At 67.2% G+C, this 18,273-nt stretch carries 19 protein-coding genes; 15 read left to right on the forward strand and 4 right to left on the reverse strand.

Annotation, left to right across the window (positions count from 1 at the left end; genetic code table 11):
- Positions 1-73 precede the first annotated feature (73 nt).
- Positions 74-877, reverse strand: a complete 804-nt coding sequence (locus AC04ME_RS05725) for a DeoR/GlpR family DNA-binding transcription regulator (RefSeq protein ID WP_042539216.1) — start codon at positions 875-877, stop codon at positions 74-76.
- A gap of 249 nt (positions 878-1,126) precedes the next feature.
- On the opposite strand from AC04ME_RS05725, the gene AC04ME_RS05730 reads away from it, so the two are divergent.
- From AC04ME_RS05730 to AC04ME_RS05780, 11 genes are all read left to right on the forward strand, one after another.
- The gene (locus AC04ME_RS05730; protein ID WP_042539219.1) at positions 1,127-2,419 is read left to right on the forward strand and encodes an ABC transporter substrate-binding protein; all 1,293 of its coding nucleotides are present in this window, start codon (positions 1,127-1,129) and stop codon (positions 2,417-2,419) included.
- A gap of 83 nt (positions 2,420-2,502) precedes the next feature.
- Entirely contained in the window at positions 2,503-3,426 is a 924-nt protein-coding gene (locus AC04ME_RS05735) for a carbohydrate ABC transporter permease (RefSeq protein WP_042539221.1), read from the forward strand.
- Between the two features lie 2 nt (positions 3,427-3,428).
- Positions 3,429-4,274, forward strand: a complete 846-nt coding sequence (locus AC04ME_RS05740) for a carbohydrate ABC transporter permease (RefSeq protein ID WP_042539223.1) — start codon at positions 3,429-3,431, stop codon at positions 4,272-4,274.
- 46 nt (positions 4,275-4,320) lie between these two features.
- Positions 4,321-5,184, forward strand: coding sequence for a ketose-bisphosphate aldolase (locus tag AC04ME_RS05745; protein WP_042539225.1), 864 nt, complete (start codon positions 4,321-4,323; stop codon positions 5,182-5,184).
- Between the two features lie 30 nt (positions 5,185-5,214).
- Positions 5,215-6,411 carry an ADP-dependent glucokinase/phosphofructokinase gene (locus AC04ME_RS05750; protein ID WP_475433961.1) on the forward strand — a complete coding sequence of 399 codons (1,197 nt, stop codon included), beginning with the start codon at positions 5,215-5,217 and terminating at the stop codon, positions 6,409-6,411.
- Positions 6,408-7,385, forward strand: coding sequence for a class I mannose-6-phosphate isomerase (locus AC04ME_RS05755; protein WP_367822929.1), 978 nt, complete (start codon positions 6,408-6,410; stop codon positions 7,383-7,385). The genes AC04ME_RS05750 and AC04ME_RS05755 overlap by 4 nt, the downstream gene beginning before the upstream one ends.
- 41 nt (positions 7,386-7,426) lie before the next feature.
- Positions 7,427-7,897, forward strand: coding sequence for a DUF3817 domain-containing protein (locus AC04ME_RS05760; protein ID WP_042539231.1), 471 nt, complete (start codon positions 7,427-7,429; stop codon positions 7,895-7,897).
- Positions 7,894-9,480 (forward strand): glutamine-hydrolyzing GMP synthase, encoded by a 1,587-nt coding sequence (gene guaA / locus AC04ME_RS05765; RefSeq protein WP_056375825.1) that lies wholly within the window; start codon positions 7,894-7,896, stop codon positions 9,478-9,480. The genes AC04ME_RS05760 and guaA overlap by 4 nt, the downstream gene beginning before the upstream one ends.
- 80 nt (positions 9,481-9,560) lie before the next feature.
- On the forward strand, positions 9,561-10,499 hold the full coding sequence (locus AC04ME_RS05770) for an L-lactate dehydrogenase (protein WP_042539233.1): 939 nt from the start codon (positions 9,561-9,563) through the stop codon (positions 10,497-10,499).
- Positions 10,500-10,612: 113 nt separating this feature from the next.
- Positions 10,613-11,044: a YciI family protein gene (locus AC04ME_RS05775; RefSeq protein ID WP_475433964.1), complete on the forward strand. Its 432-nt coding sequence runs from the start codon at positions 10,613-10,615 to the stop codon at positions 11,042-11,044.
- Entirely contained in the window at positions 11,041-12,330 is a 1,290-nt protein-coding gene (locus AC04ME_RS05780) for an RNA polymerase sigma factor (RefSeq protein WP_475433966.1), read from the forward strand. The genes AC04ME_RS05775 and AC04ME_RS05780 overlap by 4 nt, the downstream gene beginning before the upstream one ends.
- A gap of 78 nt (positions 12,331-12,408) precedes the next feature.
- On the opposite strand, the gene AC04ME_RS05785 is transcribed toward AC04ME_RS05780, so the two are convergent.
- Both AC04ME_RS05785 and AC04ME_RS05790 read right to left on the reverse strand, forming a co-directional pair.
- Positions 12,409-12,681 carry a GlsB/YeaQ/YmgE family stress response membrane protein gene (locus AC04ME_RS05785; protein ID WP_042539239.1) on the reverse strand — a complete coding sequence of 91 codons (273 nt, stop codon included), beginning with the start codon at positions 12,679-12,681 and terminating at the stop codon, positions 12,409-12,411.
- A gap of 161 nt (positions 12,682-12,842) precedes the next feature.
- Positions 12,843-13,769 carry a Bax inhibitor-1/YccA family protein gene (locus tag AC04ME_RS05790; protein WP_042539242.1) on the reverse strand — a complete coding sequence of 309 codons (927 nt, stop codon included), beginning with the start codon at positions 13,767-13,769 and terminating at the stop codon, positions 12,843-12,845.
- 87 nt (positions 13,770-13,856) lie between these two features.
- On the opposite strand from AC04ME_RS05790, the gene AC04ME_RS05795 reads away from it, so the two are divergent.
- Entirely contained in the window at positions 13,857-14,843 is a 987-nt protein-coding gene (locus tag AC04ME_RS05795; RefSeq protein WP_475433968.1) for a glycerophosphodiester phosphodiesterase family protein, read from the forward strand.
- Between the two features lie 9 nt (positions 14,844-14,852).
- Here the strand turns inward: AC04ME_RS05795 and AC04ME_RS05800 are convergent, their stop codons facing one another.
- Positions 14,853-15,248, reverse strand: coding sequence for a YccF domain-containing protein (locus AC04ME_RS05800; protein WP_042539456.1), 396 nt, complete (start codon positions 15,246-15,248; stop codon positions 14,853-14,855).
- A gap of 98 nt (positions 15,249-15,346) precedes the next feature.
- Between AC04ME_RS05800 and AC04ME_RS05805 the strand changes: the two genes are divergently transcribed.
- The 3 genes from AC04ME_RS05805 to AC04ME_RS05815 form a co-directional block, all read left to right on the forward strand.
- Positions 15,347-16,357 (forward strand): ABC transporter ATP-binding protein, encoded by a 1,011-nt coding sequence (locus AC04ME_RS05805; RefSeq protein ID WP_475433970.1) that lies wholly within the window; start codon positions 15,347-15,349, stop codon positions 16,355-16,357.
- Entirely contained in the window at positions 16,354-17,373 is a 1,020-nt protein-coding gene (locus tag AC04ME_RS05810) for an ABC transporter permease (protein WP_079112384.1), read from the forward strand. Before AC04ME_RS05805 ends, AC04ME_RS05810 begins: the two co-directional genes overlap by 4 nt.
- 127 nt (positions 17,374-17,500) lie before the next feature.
- Positions 17,501-18,273: lamin tail domain-containing protein (locus AC04ME_RS05815; RefSeq protein WP_475433972.1), on the forward strand; the 773-nt coding region annotated here is incomplete at its 3' end.

The following is an 18,273-nucleotide window of genomic DNA, read 5'->3' on the forward strand; positions in this document are numbered from 1 at the left end:
GCCCGCCTGACACACAAGAAGGCCGTCGGGAGCGATCCCGGCGGCCTTCGTCGTGCGTGGGCGAGGTCGCCGTTCAGGCGGAGATGACCTCGACCTCGGCCTGAGCGAGGGCGGTCGCGAACGCCGATTCCGGGGGAGTGTCCGTCACCAGGTAGTCCGCGCGGTCCAGAGTCGTCACCTGGGCGAACAGTCGCCGCCCGAACTTCGACGAGTCCGCGAGGATCGCGGTGCGATCGGCGCGCTGGATCATCTCGGCCATCATGTTCGCGTCGCCCATGTTCGACGTCGAGAAGCCGGCCTCGTCGATGGCGCCGACGGCGATCAGTGCCAGATCGCAACGGATGTCCACCTCGGGTCCCCCCGGGGTCATCATGAACGTGACGGGTCCGGTGGTGGCCTGGGTGATCGCTCGCACAGCGCCGCCGAACACGTAGAGGTCGCGGAAGGCGGAAGGGGAGATCTCGGCGGGGATCCGCAGGTTGTTCGTCGCGATCGTGAGATCCCGATGGTTGCGGAGCGCCCGGGCGAGGGCCAGGGTGGTCGTGCCGGCGTTGAGCATCACGACTGCTCCATCGTCGATGAGTCCCGCGGCGAGGCGCGCGATCGTCTCCTTCTCCTCGGTCTGCATCCGCAGGCGGACGTCGAGCGCCCGGTCTTTCAGCTGCCCCTCCGCGCTGACAGCTCCTCCGTGTGTGCGGATGACGACGCCTTCACGGTCGAGCTGGTCGAGATCGCGGCGAATCGTGTCGATGGAGACGTGGAAATGCTCGGCGAGGCCGCCGACGGTCACCTCTCCCACCTGCTCTACATACGAGGCGAGATCCGCCTTCCGACCCGCCGGAAGGCGGCGCTTGGGCGACGGTGCGGTTGCTTCCATGCACCCATCTCTAGCACATACGAGCGAGAAATTCGGCAGAGTTCAGCAGAAAACTGCAGATTCGCTGCGGCGCGGATCGTGTCTGCAGCCCGCGCCGTGACGGCGATACGGGAACGAATCTGTGATTACATCCACCGAATAGTGCAAAGAAATGCTTGACGTTCCGGCAAATGAACGCATAACATTGCTCAAAACCGCATGAACAAGCATCGAAGCGCGTGTGCGGCACGATCTCGAAGAGGAGAAGTGATGATCACAGTGGGACGAGGGCGCCGCATTCTCAAGCTCGCCGGCGCCGCGACAGCAGCCGTGACAGTCCTGGCCGTGGCTGGGTGCGCGGCAGGCGACAGCGGAACCGACGGCGGGGGCGGAGACGTCACGATCGAATTCGCGCAGTGGTGGGAGCCGGAGCTCCCCGACGGCGAGTTCCGAGCGCTCATCGACGAGTTCGAAGACGCGAACCCCGGTATCACGGTCGAGCTCGTGAGCGGACCGTACGCATCGACCAAGGAGCAGCTCTTCGCCGGCGCGGCATCCGGCACCATGCCCGACGTCGTCGGCCTCGACGGCGCATGGGTCAACGACTTCGCGTCGCAGGGCGTCATCGCCGACCTGACCGCCCTCATGGAGGAGAACGACTACGACGACAGCGAGCTGGCGAGTCAGATCCAGGTCGACGGCAGCACCTACATGATCCCCGTCGTGAACTTCGTCTACCCGATGTTCACGAACGACACCCTGCTCGCCGACGCGGGCGTCACTGCTCCACCCACCACCCGTACGGAGTTCGCGGACGCAGCCTCGAAGGTCTCGGCCCTCGGTGGCGACGTCTCGGGTTGGGTCCTCCCCCTCTCGTTGGAGGCTCCGAACGGCGTGCAGAACGACGTCATGTCGTGGGTCTGGGCCTCTGGCGGCTCGATGCTCAAGGACGGCCAGCCCGATCTGACGAACGACGACGTGACCTCGGCGGTCGATTTCATCGGCGGCATGTGGGACGACGGCTCGATCGCCTCGGGCTCCTTCACGATGAAGGAGCAGGACAAGGTCGAGGAGTTCACGAACGGCCGCGTCGGCATGATGATCGACTCGCTGGCGCACATCAACCTGATCCGCGAGACCAACCCCGATCTGCAGTTCTCGATCTCGGCGCTTCCGGCTGAAGACGGATACGACGGCGAGCGGGGCATCCCGTATGCATCCTGGGGGATCGGCGTGGCCGAGAACTCGGAGCACAAGGACGCCGCGTTCAAGCTGGTCGAGTTCCTCATGAGCGAGCAGACCAACTCCGAGCTCTCGACGATGGCGAAGGCCTTCCCCGGCAACTCGAAGTCGGTCCCCGACTTCGTGAACGACGACGAGCTGTTCAAGCAGGCGTTCGACATCTACCAGGCGGGCTACCCGGCGAACGAGTTCACCGGACTCCCCGTCGCCGAAGAGCTGATGCGTCTGCTCGGTGAGCAGCTGCAGTCGGCCTTCGACGGGCAGCAGTCGATCGACGACGCGCTCAAGACCGCGCAAGGGGCCTGGGAAGCGGAGTTCTGATCCTCCGCCTCCCCACCTGAACGGGGTGCCGCATCGCGACGAGTCCGGTGCGGCACCCGACCAACCAAGGAGCACCGGTTCCCATGAGCCTGAAGATGTCAGACGACACCGAGGTGATCGTCACAGGGGTCGCGCTGTCGCGGCGACGCCGACAGCTGCGCAAGACCACGGAGTCGTACGGATTCCTCTCGCCGACGATCATCCTGCTGTTCGTGCTGATGATCATCCCGATCGTGATGGTGATCGGGTACTCGTTCCAGGACAACGTGATCCTGAACAAGTCGCCGGAGTTCGTCGGAATCCAGAACTATGTCGAGATCCTCTCGGATCCCGGTTTCTGGAAGGCGACGGGCAACACCATCCTCTTCACGGTGGCGAGCGTCGCAGCGCACCTCGTGCTGGGTCTCGCGTTCGCGATGATGCTCAACAGCCCCCTGCTCGGTCGGTTCTCACGTTCGCTCTTCCGGGCTCTCTACGTCTTGCCGTGGCTCTTCACCGTCGCGGTGATCGCCGTGCTCTGGCGCATGCTCCTCGCCCCGAACGGCGTGGTCAACTTCCTGCTCAACACCGACATCGAGTGGCTCGCCTCTCCGCAGCTCGCGCTGGGCACCATCATCTTCATCAACATCTGGGCCGGCTACCCGTTCTTCATGGTGAGCCTGCTCGCGGGCCTCCAGGGAGTTCCGGCCGAACTGCACGAGGCTGCGACCGTCGACGGCGCGAACAGCGTGCAGCGGTTCTGGAACGTCACCATCCCGCAGCTGCGTCCCATCATCATCAGCCTGGTGCTGCTCGACCTGATCTGGACCTCGCAGCAGTTCGCCCTCATATGGATGACCACGGGTGGCGGACCGATCGATGTCACAGAGGTGCTCAGCACCTTCACCTACAAGCTCGCCTTCGCCAAATACGACTTCTCGCTCGCGGCGACCTCCGCGGTCCTGGTCCTGCTGATGTCGATGGTGCTCGCCGTGTTCTACGTCCGTCACCAGAAAGCGAGGGACTGATCATGGCTCTCACCGCCCTCGCCCAGCGCCGTGTCGCCAAGACGGGCCTGACCATCGGTCTCATCATCGGCGCGGTCTTCGCCGCCGGTCCCGTGCTGTGGATGCTGTCGAGCTCGTTCAAATCGAACACGCAGATCTTCGAGCTTCCCCCGCGGCTGATCACCGACACGTTCTCGTTCGACGCCTACATCGCGATCTTCACGAACCCCGAGACCATGCGGTTCTTCCTGAACAGCTACATCGTGGCGGGGTCGGTCACGATCCTCACCCTGCTGGTGGCGATCCAGGCGGCCTACGCGTTCAGCCGGTTCGAGTTCCGGGGCAAGCGCATCCTGAACGTGGTGATCGTCAGCGTGCAGGCCGTGCCTCCGATCACGCTGTTGATCCCGTACTTCGGACTCATGGTCGCGCTCGGGCTGTACAACTCGTACCTCGGCCTGATCCTCACCTACATGGTGTTCACGCTGCCCTACGCGATCATCATGATGACCGGCTACTTCAACACCCTGCCGAAGGAGCTCGACGAGGCCGTCCGTGTCGACGGCGCCGGGTCCATGACCGCCCTCTGGCGGATCCTGGTGCCGATCTCGGTTCCCGGCATCGTCTCAGTCGGCATCTACACGTTCATGATCGCGTGGAACGAGTACCTGTTCGCGCTGACCCTGACCCGCACCATCGACATGCGCACGGTTCCCATCGGCATCCAGCTGCTCATGGGCCAGCACTCCTACGAGTGGAACCAGATCATGGCGATGAGCGTGCTCGGGTCCATCCCCGTGCTGATCCTCTTCCTCATCTTCCAGCGGTACTTCATCAGCGGTCTCACGGCGGGGTCCGTGAAGAGCTGACGTCGCGCCGACGGACAACCGACCACCACGAAACAGGAGAAAACACGTGCTCTACACCGGCAAATCCATCCTCGATGTCGCCAACGAGAACAACTTCGCCATCCCGGCGTTCAACATCAGCGACTGGGCGATGTTCAACGGGGTCATGGACATCAGCGAGCAGAAGGCCGCCCCGGTCATCATCGCGATCCACCCCGACGAGGTGTCTCACATCACCACCGATCTGATCGCGGCGATGCACTCCCGTGCGCACCGCTCGAGCGTGCCCGTCGCGATCCACTGGGACCACGGCGGCAGCTACGAGCAGATCATCACCGCGATCAAGGCCGGCTTCACCTCGGTCATGATCGACGCCTCGCTGCTGCCGTTCGACGAGAACGTGGCGCTTACCCGCAAGGTCGTCGATGCGGCTCATGCCGTGGGGATCCAGGTCGAAGGCGAGCTCGGCACGATCGGCGCCAACGACAGCTACGGCGAGTCGGGTGCCGCGGAGATCATCTACACGAACCCGGAAGACGCGGTGCGTTTCGTCGAGGAGACCGGCGTCGACAGCCTCGCCATCGCGATCGGCACCTCGCACGGTCTCTACCCGAGCGACAAGAACCCCGAGCTGCGTCACGATCTGCTCGAGGAGATCAAGGCCGCGGTCGGCATCCCTCTGGTGCTGCACGGCGGTTCCTCGAACCCGGATGCCGAGCTCCGCCGCGCCGTCGAGTTGGGCGTCAACAAAATCAACATCTCGAGCGACATCAAGGTCTCGTACCACAACCGCATGCGCGAGATCCTCGGCACCGATCAGCGTCTGCGCGAACCCAACGCGATCCAGCCGGCGGCCCTCGAGGCCATGAAGGCCACGGCTGCTGAGAAGATCGACCTGTTCGGCGCAGACGGCAAGGCGTCGCTGTACTGAACCTCGGACCTCGGAAGGATGATCGGCGACGTGGACAGAACGCTCGTACTCGGACTCGGCGGGACAGTCGACTACGAGCTCACGTGGGATTCGTCGGTGTTCGACAGGCTGGCGCACGCGCACGGTGTGCGTCGGCATGAACTGACGACCACGGCGCCGATCATCGACGAACGCTCGCTGCTGGTGGCGGTGCTCGCGTTCGTCGCCTCGGGAACCGGGGCGGAGCGGTTCGTCGCCTCGTCCGAGGTGATCGAGGCGTTCGTGTCGCACTTCGCGCACACGATCACGCTCGGAGGCACCGGGGTGCGAGCCGGTCTCGTGCTCGATGCCCTCGGCATCCCGAGCGTGCAGCACCTGGTGAGCATCGACGACAACGTGCGCCGGCTGCTTCCGGAGTCGATGTCGTACATCTGCTCGGCGACGGAGGACACCCTCGATCCGCACCTCATCGTGCAGTACCCGGTCGGCGCGCATGTGCGGCTCACAGACGGCGACGTCCTGTCGCCCGCACCCAACCGCCTGATCTTCGCGAACGACCCGCCGAATCGGCGCATGCTGCTGGCGCCCGACCTCGCCGACGCCCTCGCGGGTGCGGGAGTGTTCCTCGTCTCGGGGTTCAACACGATGCAGGATCATGATCTGCTCGAGCTCCGGCTCGCCGAGGTGCGAACGGCGATGCAGAGCCTGCCCGATGACTCCCTCGTCTACTACGAAGACGCGGGCTTCTACACTCGGAGCTTCGCCGAGACGGTCCGGGCTCGCCTGCTGCCGCAGATCGACGTCTACGGCATGAACGAAGACGAGCTGCAGGAGTACGTCGGCCGGTCGGTGAATCTGCTCGACCAGTCCGACGTCATCCGAGCCCTCCACGAAGCGCAGATGATCATCCCCACGCGCGCCCTGGTCGTGCACACACGCTACTGGGCGATCGCCACAGGGCCGGATGCCGGTCGGCACCGTGGCGCGCTCGACAGCGCCGTGCGTGTCGCCGCCACCCGCTACCGCATCGGCGACCGGCTGACCGAGCGCGACGTCGAGGAGACCTCAGACCTGCCCCGCCACGGGGGAGGGCAGGCGCTCGTCGCCGCCGTCGAGGATGCGCTGCCCGATGCCGTGGGCGTCGCGGCGTTCTCGCTCGATGTCGCATCGCCGACCACGGTCGGCCTCGGAGACACGTTCGTCGGGGGATTCCTCGCCGGAGCCGTGCGATCGAGGGAGACCGAGTGAATCCGATCCTGCTGCCGTCGAACCGACCGGCCGAGCGCTTCTACCGCGGGGGAGCGCGCATCAGCGGCTTCCGAGGAGAGCGGGCCTCCGCACCCCGCGAACCCGAGGACTGGATCGCGTCGACGACCACGGTCAACGGCGAGGCGCTCGTCGGACTCACCAGACTCCCCGACGGACGGCTGCTGCGAGAGGCGGTCGCCGACGACCCGATCGCGTGGCTGGGTGAGCGCCACGTCGCACGATGGGGCGCCGACACGCGCCTGCTGGTCAAGCTCCTCGACGCGGGGCAACGCCTGCCGGTGCACGCGCACCCGCACGACGACTTCGCGGCGACCCACCTCGGCACCGCACACGGCAAGGCGGAGGCCTGGTACATCCTGCAGGGCGGCACGGTGCACGTCGGACTGCGAGACGACGTCGCGGCCGACGTGCTGGCGGACCTCGTCGATCGGCAGGACTCGGCGGCGCTGCTCGACCTGCTGCACGCGGTGGACGTCCATCCCGGCGACGTCGTCTGGGTGCCCCCGGGTGAGCTGCACGCCATCGGCGCTGGCATCCTGCTGCTCGAACTGCAGCAGCCCGAGGATCTCTCGATCCTCCTCGAGTGGCACGACTACGCGATCGACGGAGCCGCGGTCGGTCACCTCGGACTCGGCTTCGAGGTCGCGCTCGCCGCGGTGAACCGCAGGGGGCGGTCGCGCAGCGACCTCGGAGAGCTCATCGGCCCCGCTCCGGCATCCGACTCGGTCTTCCCTCACCCCGCCGACGAGTACTTCCGTCTCGAGCGTGTCCCCGTCGACGGCCCGACCGTCATCGACCAGGGCTTCTCGGTCCTGATCGTGAGCGCGGGCGACGTCGTGATCGGAGGCGTCGAGCACCATACGGGGGCCACTCTCGTCGTTCCGCACGCGGCCGGAGCGCTCGACGCGACCGGAGTCGGCGAGCTGCTCGTGGCGCGCCCACCGACGCCCTGAGGCCGGAATCGACGCGGATTCCGCCCGGGTAGACTGGAGTCATGCCCGAACCGAAAGTCGCCAGCTTTCCGGCGATCCGTGGTGCGCTGAAGTTCTACCAGATCGCGTCGATCATCACCGGAGTCATGCTGCTCCTGCTGGTCGCCGAGATGGTGCTGAAGTACACGCCGATCCGACTCGAGCTCTTCGCAGGGGGATCCGGCGGTCTGCTGTGGTTCGCACCCGTGGTCGAGGGGCCCGAGGGCCTCGAATCGACCGGCGACGGACTCAACATCTCGCTCTCGATCCTCGTCGCGCACGGCTGGTTCTATGTCGTCTACCTCTTCGCGTGCTTCCGGATGTGGAGCCTCATGCGCTGGCCGTTCCTGCGCTTCATCCTGCTCGCGCTCGGCGGCGTGATCCCGCTGCTGTCGTTCTTCATGGAGGCCATCGTCGCTCGCGACGTCAAGGCCTACCTCGCTTCTAGGGAGGCCGCCTCGGCCCCCGCCCCTGCCACGGAAGGTGTCCGGTGACCGAACAGTCCGAGACCCAGCAGCGCCCCACGCTCGTCGTCGACTTCGGCGCGCAGTACGCGCAGCTGATCGCCCGTCGGGTGCGTGAGGCCGGCGTCTACAGCGAGATCGTGCCGCACACCGCCACGGCCGCCGAGATCGCTGAGAAGAACCCGGTCGCGATCATCCTCTCGGGTGGTCCGTCGTCGGTCTACGAGGAGGGCGCTCCGCGCCTCGACCCCGCGGTCTTCGAGCTCGGCGTGCCCACGCTCGGCATCTGCTACGGCTTCCAGTACATGGCGCAGACCCTCGGCGGCGAGGTCGCGAACACCGGCCTCCGCGAGTACGGCGCGACGGATGCCGTCGTCTCGGGTGACGGCGGCACGCTGCTCGGCGGCCAGCCGGCCGAGCAGAACGTGTGGATGAGCCACGGCGACCAGGTCGCCAAGGCACCGGAGGGCTTCGACGTGCTCGCCACGACCGATGCGACCAAGGTCGCGGCGTTCGCGAACGAGGAGCGCGGCTTCTACGGCGTGCAGTGGCACCCCGAGGTCAAGCACTCCGACCACGGCCAGCGCGTGATCGAGAACTTCCTGCACAAGGGCGCGGGTCTCGCATCCGACTGGAACAGCGGCAACGTGATCGCCGAGCAGGTCGAGCGCATCCGCGAGCAGGTGGGCGACGCCCGCGTCATCTCAGCGCTCTCCGGCGGCGTCGACTCGGCGGTCTCGACCGCCCTCGTGCACAAGGCGATCGGCGACCAGCTGACCGCGGTCTTCGTCGACCACGGTCTCCTGCGCAAGGGCGAGCGCGAGCAGGTCGAGAAGGATTACGTCGAGTCCACTGGCGTGCGTCTGATCACGGTCGATGCGGCAGATGTCTTCCTCGGTCACCTCGCGGGCGTCACCGACCCCGAGGAGAAGCGCAAGATCATCGGTCGCGAGTTCATCCGCGCCTTCGAGAAGGTGCAGCTCGACCTCGTCGCCGAGGCGAAGGCCTCGGGCGGCGCCCCGGTCAAGTTCCTCGTGCAGGGGACGCTGTACCCCGACGTCGTCGAGTCGGGTGGCGGTGCGGGCACGGCCAACATCAAGTCGCACCACAACGTCGGCGGGCTCCCCGACGACCTCGACTTCGAGCTCATCGAGCCGCTGCGGGCCCTGTTCAAGGACGAGGTGCGCGCGATCGGCCGCGAGCTCGGCATCCCCGAGGCGATCGTCGGCCGTCAGCCGTTCCCCGGACCCGGCCTGGGCATCCGCATCATCGGCGAGGTCACACAGGACCGCCTCGAGATCCTTCGCGAAGCCGACGCGATCGCGCGTGAGGAGCTCACCAAGGCCGGCCTCGACCAGGACATCTGGCAGTGCCCCGTCGTGCTGCTCGCCGATGTGCGCTCGGTGGGCGTGCAGGGCGACGGCCGCACCTATGGCCACCCGATCGTGCTGCGCCCGGTGTCGAGCGAAGACGCCATGACGGCCGACTGGACGCGTCTGCCCTACGACGTGCTGTCGAAGATCTCGAACCGCATCACCAACGGCGTCCGCGACGTCAACCGCGTCGTGCTCGACGTGACGTCGAAGCCGCCGGGAACCATCGAGTGGGAGTGAGCTCTTCGCTCGCATGACCATGAACGGGCACGGACCACGCGGTCCGTGCCCGTTCGCGGTATTTCGGGCAGGATGAGCGTATGACCAAGGCACGGACGAAGATCACGGTTATCGGTGCAGGCAGCGTGGGGGTGAGCGTGGCCTATGCCGCGTTGATCCGGGGGAGTGCGGCCGAAGTCGCGCTCTACGACATCGCGACGGACAAGGTCGACGCCGAGGTGCTCGACCTGGCGCACGGCACGCAGTTCACATCGGCGGCGGTGAGCGGCGGTTCTGATCTCGCCGTCGTCGAGGGCAGCGACGTGATCGTGGTGACGGCGGGGGCGAAGCAGCAGCCCGGGCAGACCCGCATGGAGCTCTCGGGCATCAACGCGCGACTGCTCGAGACGCTGATGCCGCAGCTGGTCGAGCGCGCTCCGGACGCGGTGTTCATCATCGTCACGAACCCCGCCGACGTGATGACGGTCGTGGCGCAGCGCGTCTCGGGGCTCGAGCCCCACCGGGTGTTCGGCTCGGGCACGGTGCTCGACACCTCGCGTCTGCGCTGGCGTCTCGCGCATCGCGCGAACGTGAGCACCGCGAGCGTGCACGCCGACATCGTGGGGGAGCACGGCGACACCGAGTTCCCGCTGTGGTCGAACGCGACGATCGGGTCGGTGCCGATCCTGGACTGGCCTGCCGACGAGCCGTTCACCACCGAGGAGCTCGACCGCATCGCGATCGAGGTGCGCGACGCGGCGTATGCCGTCATCCGCGGCAAGGGGGCGACGAACCTCGCGATCGGCGTCAGCTGCGCCCGGATCGCCGAGGCCGTGCTGCACGACGAGCGTGCCGTTCTTCCGGTCGCGACGGTGCTCGACGGCGAGTACGGCATCCACGGAGTGGCTCTGTCGGTGCCGTCGGTCGTGGGCGCGGCGGGCGCGGTTCCGCTCGCGGAGACACCGATGAGCGACCACGAGGAAGCCCTTCTGCAGGCCTCGGCCGACGCGATCCGCGTGGCGGTCGAGGAACTCGGCTGATCGGCCTCGAGAGACTCTCGAAGTTCTTTCGGCACGATGTCGATCTGAGGCATCCCCGTTCGACGTCTTCAATGAGAGGGTCGACAGGCGGCCCCACCACCAAGGAGAACACCATGAAGTACATGCTGATCATGCGCTCGAACGACGAAGCGGTCGAGGCGTACAAGGAGATGCCGTTCGAGCAGGTCATCGAGGCCATGGGCAAGTACAACGAGTCGATGATCAAGGCCGGCGTGCTGGCTGCAGGCGAGGGCCTGAGCGACGCCGCTGAGGGATTCGTCGTCGACTTCAGCGCCGAGACGCCGCTGATCACCGACGGGCCCTACGGAGAGACGAAGGAGCTGTTCAACGGCTTCTGGATCCTCGAGGTCTCGAGTCGTGAAGAGGCGGCGGAGTGGGCGAGCAGGGCGCCGCTCGGACCCGGGTCGTTCCTCGAGGTGCGACGCGTGACCGATGAGTCGGACTTCCCGGCCGACAACGAGTGGATCGATAAGGAGAAGGGCTGGCGCGAAGAGGAAGAGGCGTCGCGCACAGCAGTGAGATGACCGACACACCGCACCGCGAGACGGCTCGCTCCGCACCTGATGAGGGTGCGCGGCGAGCCGTCGCCGCCGTGTGGCGCATCGAATCGGCGAAGATCGTCGCGACGCTCACGCGCGTGGTGGGCGACTTCGGCCTTGCAGAGGACCTCGCGCAGGAAGCCCTGCTGGATGCTCTGCAACAGTGGCCCGTCGACGGTGTGCCTCGCAACGGGGCGGCCTGGCTCACGGCGGTCGCGAAGCGCAAGGCGATCGATGGCTGGCGCCGCCGCGAACGGCTGGACGACCGCATGGCCGTGCTCGCCCACGACCTCGAGCGGGAGCAGGCCGAGGCGGCGGACGCGCCCCCTTGGGACCCGGATGCCGTCGACGACGACGTGCTCCGGCTGATCTTCATCTCGTGCCACCCGGTGCTCTCGCGCGAAGCTCAGGTGGCGTTGACCCTGCGCGTCGTGGGCGGTCTGTCGAGCGAGGAGATCGCCCGGGCCTTCCTCGTGCCGACGGCGACCGTGCAGCAGCGCATCGTGCGGGCCAAGAAGACCCTCGCGGCGGCGAACGTCCCTTTCGAGATGCCGCCTCGCGAAGAGCACACGGCACGACTGGGAGCGATCCTGGGCGTGCTGTATCTGATCTTCAACGAGGGTCATGCGGCCAGCAGCGGGCCCGACTGGATGCGCCCTGAGCTGAGTCTGGAGGCGATCCGACTCGCACGCGTGGTGGCGGCTCTGATGCCGCGGGAGCGGGACGCGCACAGCCTCGTCGCCCTCATGGAGCTGACCGCCGCACGCTTCCCTGCCCGGGTGGACGCGCACGGCGATCCCGTGCTTCTCGCCGATCAGGACCGTCGTCGCTGGCATCGCGGCCGCATCGCCCGCGGGCGTGCCGCCCTGGGCGCAGCGGACGCCCTCGGCGCGGGTCGTGGCCCGTACGGACGTCAGGCCGCCATCGCCGAATGCCATGCGGTCGCCGCGTCGATAGACGAGACTGACTGGGATCGCATCGTGGTGCTGTATGAGGCGCTCGGCCGCATCGCTCCGTCGCCCGTGGTCGAACTCAATCGTGCGGCGGCCGTCGCGATGGCGACGGGGCCGGCCTCCGCCCTGCAGATCATCGACCGGCTCGCATCTTCGGGCGCGCTCGCGGGGTACCATCTTCTTCCCGCCACGCGGGCCGAGCTGCTGCTGCGGCTCGGGCGCGACGACGAGGCTCGCAGCGAATTCGCGGTGGCAGCGTCGCTCGCGGGCAACGATCGAGAGCGCGCACTGCTGCGGGCCAAGGCCGAAGGGCGCTGAGCACAACCCCTATACGCAGAGAACCGCCCCCTTCGCCAGCGACGCTGGAGAGGAGGGCGGTTCCGGTACTGCGGTGTGTCAGCTGCGGGCCTTGCTGCCGCGGTTGACGACCAGGCCGTAGATCAGCAGCACGATGATCGAGCCGCCGATGGCGAGGAGCCAGGTGCCGAGGTCCCAGAACTCAGTCAGAGGACGGTTCAGGATCAGGCTTCCGAGCCAGCCGCCGAGGAAGGCGCCGACGACGCCGAGCAGCAGCGTGATGAGCCATCCGCCGCCCTGCTTTCCGGGCAGGATCAGCTTTGCGATTGCTCCGGCGATGAGGCCGAGAAGAAGGAATCCGAGAAAGCTCATGTTCAGCTCCTTTATTTCGTGAGCCCCGGGGTGCCAGGGCTCGTGTTACCCATAGTGCCCTCCCAGCTGATTATCAGCCAACCCCTTGCGCTGTGGCCCCCGGATATGCAATAAGGCCCGCCTCCCAGGGGGAGACGGGCCTCACGGCGAAGCGATTCGCGTCAGTTGCTGCCGCGGACGATCGCGATCATGCGCAGGATCTCGACGTAGAGCCAGACGACCGTGACCATGATGCCGAAGGCGCCGAGCCAGCCGTACTTGCGGGGAGCGCCGTTGCGCACGCCCTGCTGGATCTGGTCGAAGTCGAGCACCAGCGAGTAGGCGGCCATGATGACGACCAGGACACCGATGATCAGGCCGAGCGGGATGCCCATGATCTCAGCGCTGTAGAGACCGAAGGCCTGCCCCTGGGGCAGCACGCCCGTCCACATCAGGACGAGGTTGAGCAGCGAGAAGACCAGGTAGCCGACCATGGCGATCATGAAGATCTTGGTGGCCTTCTTCGACGCGCGGATCTTGCCGCTCGCGAAGAGCGCCAGCGTCACGCCGACGACCGAGACGGTGGCGAGCGTCGCCTGGACGACGATGCCGGGCCAGATGACCTCGAAGAACGCCGAGATGCCACCGATGAAGAGGCCCTCGAACGCCGCGTAGGCGAAGATCAGCGCGGGGCGGACCTTCTTGCGGGACGTGAACGAGATCACCATGGCGAGGACGAAGCCGCCGAGCGCGCCGACGATCCAGGGCAGCATGTTCGGCTGGAACTGGTCGTAGGGGTTCTGCTCAGGAGCGACGACGCCGCCGAGCGTCACGAACCAGCCGACGGCGGCGGTGACGAGCAGGATGGCGAAGAGTCCGGCGGTCTTCCAGACGGTGTCCTCGACGGACATGCGGTCGGTCTCGATCGCGCCGGCGGGGGGAGCGGCGTACATGCCCTCCAGCTGCGCGTTGGCGGCGGCATCCATCGCTCCGTGCTGGAGCGACGCGGCCTGCGCACCCTGAGCGCCCTGCGGCGCACCCGGGTAGGTCGCGACGTTGCGCGGATCCTGCTGCTGGAACGCCGGGTTGTTGAAGGCGAAGTTGCTCATGTGGGCCTCACTCCAAAGTGGGTTGTAGGTCGCTTTCCTCCACGATACCCGGAATGCCGGGTCATCAGGGTGTCCTACGCTGAGAGCGTGCCCAGGAAATCGCCCCTCGTGATCGGGCACCGCGGTGCGCCCGGCTACCGTCCGGAACACAGTCGCTCCTCCTACGAGCTCGCCCTCGCGATGGGGGTGGATGCGGTCGAACCCGATGTGGTGGCGACGAAGGACGGCGTGCTCGTCGTGCGGCACGAGAACGAGATCTCGGGTACGACGGATGTCTCCGAACATCCGGAGTTCGCCGAGCGCAAGACGACCAAGCGCGTCGACGGTCAGGCGTTGACCGGCTGGTTCACCGAGGACTTCACATGGGAGGAGCTCTCGACGCTGCGCAGCCGCGAACGACTGCCAGAGGTGCGGCTGACGAGCGCGACCTTCAACGGCTCGCAGGCCATTCTGCGGCTCACCGATGTGCTCGACATCGTGCGCGCCGGGTCGGTCGAGCACGGGCGCGAGATCGGCGTCGTGCTCGAGGTCAAGCACGCGACGTACTTCGCGGGGATCGGCCTCGACCTCGCGCCGCTGATCGAGCGCGACCTGCGTGCTGCCGGATGGGCGGGCGGCGAGCTTCCTCTGATCATCGAGTGCTTCGAGTCGACGATTCTCGGCGACCTCAGAGCGCGGGGCATCTCCGCCTCGTACATCTACCTGATCGAGGCCTCCGGGCGCCCTTACGACCTTCTGGTCGCGCAGGGCAAGCACGCGCTGACCTACAAGGCCACGGTCACACCGAAGGGGCTCGACGGACTGGTCGGTCAGGTCGACGGCATCAGTGTGAACAAGCGGATGCTGCTCGCCGCCGGCAACTCGATCGTCGCCGATGCCCATGCCCGAGGGCTCACGGTCTTCACGTGGACCTGCCGCCCCGAGAACGCGTTCCTCTCGGCGGAGTACCGCGGTGCCGGAGGTAAGAGCGCCTACGGCGACTACGAGGCGGAGTGGGGCGCGATCGCGCGCACCGGCGTCGACGGGGTGTTCGTCGACCACCCCGATCTCGGTGTCAGCTTCTTCCGCGACTGAGGTCCTCGCTCAGAGGGTGCGGTCGAATGCGCCCTTGCGAGACACGATCTCCTTGCCGAGCGGCATCAGCGAGACGGGCACCATCTTGAAGTCGGCGATGCCCATCGGGATGCCGATGATCGTGACGCAGAGCAGCAGACCCGAGACGATGTGGCCGATCGCCAGCCACCAACCCGCGAGGATCACCCACAGCACGTTTCCGAGGAACGAGCCGACCCCCGAGGTCGGCTTGCTGACGATCTCGCGTCCGAACGGCCAGATCGCGTAGCGGGCGATGCGGAACGAGGCGATGGCCCAGGGGATCGTCACGATCGGGATGCACAGCAGGATGCCCGCCAGCATGTAGCCGAGGAAGAGACCGAATCCGGCGAAGATCAGCCAGATGATGTTGAGGATCGTTCGCACGTCTCGATCCTCGCACCGCAGCCTGAACATCTGCCGATTCGCTGTGTATCCGTTTCGGCCTCCCGTGATCCGGCGAGAACAGATGCGAGACTGCCCCGATGACCGGAATCATCGTCGACAGTGTCAGCAGATCGTTCGGGAGCGTGCAAGCGGTACGCTCCGCGACATTGCGCGCCGAGCCAGGGCGGGTGACCGGACTCGTCGGCCCCAACGGTGCGGGCAAGACCACGCTGCTGCTGATGCTCGCGTCGCTCCTGGCTCCGGACGCGGGGACGATTCGCATCGCCGGGGTCGACCCGTCGGAGGACCCGCTCGCGGCGAGACGGCTGCTCGGGTGGATGCCGGACGCCCTCGGCGCGTGGCCGTCGCTGACCGCTCGCGAGACGATCACGACGACGGCACGGCTGTACGGCATCCCGGTGCCGGACGCAGCCGCCCGGGCGGCGCAGCTGCTCGAGCTCGTCGGTCTGCGAGATCTCGCCGATTCTCCGGCCAAAGTGCTGTCGCGCGGCCAGAAGCAGAAGCTCGGCCTCGCCCGCGCGCTCGTGCACGATCCGCAGGTGCTGCTGCTCGACGAGCCCGCATCGGGTCTCGATCCGGAGGCGCGCATCCAGCTGAGGACGCTGCTGCGGAGCTTCGCGGCCGAGGGACGCACGGTGCTGATCTCGAGTCACATCCTGTCGGAGCTCGAGGAGGTCGTCGACGACGCCGTGTTCCTCGTCGCGGGCTCGGTGGTCGATGCCGCGCCGGGGCAGTCGACGGGGCGTGCCTGGCGCGTGCGGCTGCTGGGGGCCGATGCCGCACGTCAGAACGCGGACTCCTGGCAGGTGGCTCAGACCCTCGGACTGCCGATCGAGTCGCTCGGTGCCGATCGCGGGGGAGTGCTCGTCGGCTTCGACTCCGAGGAGGCGGCCGCACTGGGCCTGCGCTCCCTGGTGCAGGCGGGTCTCCAGATCTCGGAATTCGCCCCCGCGCAGAGCGCGCTCGAGCACACCTTCCTCACCCTGAACGACCCGGCTGCGGCCGCAGCGCGATCTGCGGCGCAGGCTCCTCCGACGGCGCCGCCCTCCCCGCCCGCAGCGACCGACAACGGGGAGGCAGGCGCATGAGCATCTCGAACATCCGCATCATCGCCCGTCTCGAACTGACGCAGAGACTCCGCAGCGTCGGCTGGTACGTGCTCCTCGGAATCTTCGGGGTGCTCCTTCTCGGCGTCACCGTCCTCGCATTCGCGGTCTACTCCTGGGCCGATTTCGTCGGCGCAGGCGTCTTCTCGATCGTCGTGAACATGGTGCTCCTGCTCGTCGTGCTCGTGTCGCCCACGCTCAGCGGCAACGCCATCAACGGGGATCGCGACGCCGCGACCCTGGCGGCCGTCCAGGTGACGGCCGCCTCGACCGGCGACATCATGCTCGGCAAGCTCGCCGCCGCGGTCGCGACGGGATTCGCGTTCCTGATCGTCGCGATTCCCTTCCTGGCGATCTCGCTACTGGGCGGCGGAGCGAATGCCGTGGTGCTGCTCGTCTCGCTGCTGGTGCTCGTGGTGGAGATCATCGTCGTCGCGGCGATCGGTGTCGGGCTGAGCGGCCTGATCGCCCGCCCGCTCTTCTCCGTCGCGACGACGTACCTCGTCGTCGCCGGCCTCACGATCGGCACTCTGGTCGTGTTCGCGCTCGGCGGCCTGGCGGTGCGGACCGACGTCGAGCAGCAGAGCCGTCCGTACGACGCGAACGGCATCGTGGACTGCGATTCCTGGGAGACCTACACGCAGGAGGTTCCGCGCTTCGACTACGTCTGGTGGGTTCTCGCCGCGAACCCGTTCGTGGTCCTCGCCGACGCCACACCGACCGAGTTCAACGCCGACGGCTACCCCGTCGACATGTTCGGGCAGATCAAGCTCGGGGTCCGCACGGCCCAGCAGCCGCCGGTCGAGCAGAGCTGGGACGAGTGCTCCAACGAGGTGTTCGAGTATCCGACCCCCGAGAAGATCATCGCCAGCACGGTCCCGAGCTGGTTCGTGGGCCTCGGCGTGCAGATCCTCATCGCCGGTGGGCTCTTCGCCGGAGCGTGGTCGCGCACCCGGACGCCGGCCAAGCGGCTGCCTCCGGGAACGCGCATCGCCTGACCGGCGACCCGCTGCTCGGATGTGAACCGCCACCGCTCGTTCACCATCCGTGCACCTGCGGGTCGTCGGGCGGCCATGCGGCATCGCTGATGTGGAGTCATACCCGTCTGATTCCCCCAGGAGCCCCATGTCCCGCTTGAAATCCGCGGCTGCGGTCACGACGGTCTGCGCGCTCAGCGCTGCCGCTCTGCTCGCCGTGCCCCTCGCCGCCACCGGAGCCGAACTCGGCATCCGTATCAGCGAAGTCGAATCCAGCGGGGGCGTTCCCGGAGACTGGATCGAGTTCGTCAACACCTCCGACGTCTTCGTCGATCTGAGCGGGTTCGTCGTGAAGGACGACGGCGACGACGAGTCGTACGTGTTCCCCGACGGTTCCCTCGTCGAACCCAGCGCCCACCTCGTGCTCGATGAGGCAGCGGACGGCGTCGGCGGTTTCGCCTTCGGTCTCGGAAAGGACGACCAGGTCCGCCTGTTCGACCAGAGCGCGACCCTCGTCGACGAGACCGCCTGGACCGCTCACGCCGCTGTCACCTGGGGTGCCCGCGAGGTCGCGGGCACGGTCGAGTGGGCCGAGACCACCGAGTCCACGAAGGGCGCGGCGAACGTGTTCGCCCCGGACGCTCCTGTCGGCGGTTCGATCGTCATCAACGAGGTCGATTCGCAACCCGCGGACTGGGTCGAGTTCCACAACTCCGGAGACGCCGCGCTCGACATCTCCGGCTATGAGATCCGCGACAACTCGGACGACCACCGCTGGCAGTTCCTGCCGGGGACGCAGATCGCCGCCGGCGGATTCCTCGTGGTCGAGGAGGGCACGATCGGCCTCGTCGACGGCGCCGAGACCGCGTTCCGCGACCCGATCGGGATCGGCAGCGCCGACCGCATCCGACTGTTCGACGA

The sequence above is a fragment of the Microbacterium sp. LjRoot205 genome (assembly GCF_056175745.1).

Bases quoted from the DNA above. Each gene is read 5' to 3' on its own strand.
- AC04ME_RS05780 (WP_475433966.1), top strand. From the start codon at position 11,041: ATGACCGACACACCGCACCGCGAGACGGCTCGCTCCGCACCTGATGAG.
- AC04ME_RS05740 (WP_042539223.1), top strand. From the start codon at position 3,429: ATGGCTCTCACCGCCCTCGCCCAGCGCCGTGTCGCCAAGACGGGCCTG.
- AC04ME_RS05775 (WP_475433964.1), top strand. From the start codon at position 10,613: ATGAAGTACATGCTGATCATGCGCTCGAACGACGAAGCGGTCGAGGCG.
- AC04ME_RS05785 (WP_042539239.1), bottom strand. From the start codon at position 12,681: ATGAGCTTTCTCGGATTCCTTCTTCTCGGCCTCATCGCCGGAGCAATC.
- AC04ME_RS05810 (WP_079112384.1), top strand. From the start codon at position 16,354: ATGAGCATCTCGAACATCCGCATCATCGCCCGTCTCGAACTGACGCAG.
- AC04ME_RS05770 (WP_042539233.1), top strand. From the start codon at position 9,561: ATGACCAAGGCACGGACGAAGATCACGGTTATCGGTGCAGGCAGCGTG.
- AC04ME_RS05725 (WP_042539216.1), bottom strand. From the start codon at position 877: ATGGAAGCAACCGCACCGTCGCCCAAGCGCCGCCTTCCGGCGGGTCGG.
- AC04ME_RS05805 (WP_475433970.1), top strand. From the start codon at position 15,347: ATGACCGGAATCATCGTCGACAGTGTCAGCAGATCGTTCGGGAGCGTG.
- AC04ME_RS05735 (WP_042539221.1), top strand. From the start codon at position 2,503: ATGAGCCTGAAGATGTCAGACGACACCGAGGTGATCGTCACAGGGGTC.
- AC04ME_RS05760 (WP_042539231.1), top strand. From the start codon at position 7,427: ATGCCCGAACCGAAAGTCGCCAGCTTTCCGGCGATCCGTGGTGCGCTG.
- AC04ME_RS05730 (WP_042539219.1), top strand. From the start codon at position 1,127: ATGATCACAGTGGGACGAGGGCGCCGCATTCTCAAGCTCGCCGGCGCC.
- AC04ME_RS05790 (WP_042539242.1), bottom strand. From the start codon at position 13,769: ATGAGCAACTTCGCCTTCAACAACCCGGCGTTCCAGCAGCAGGATCCG.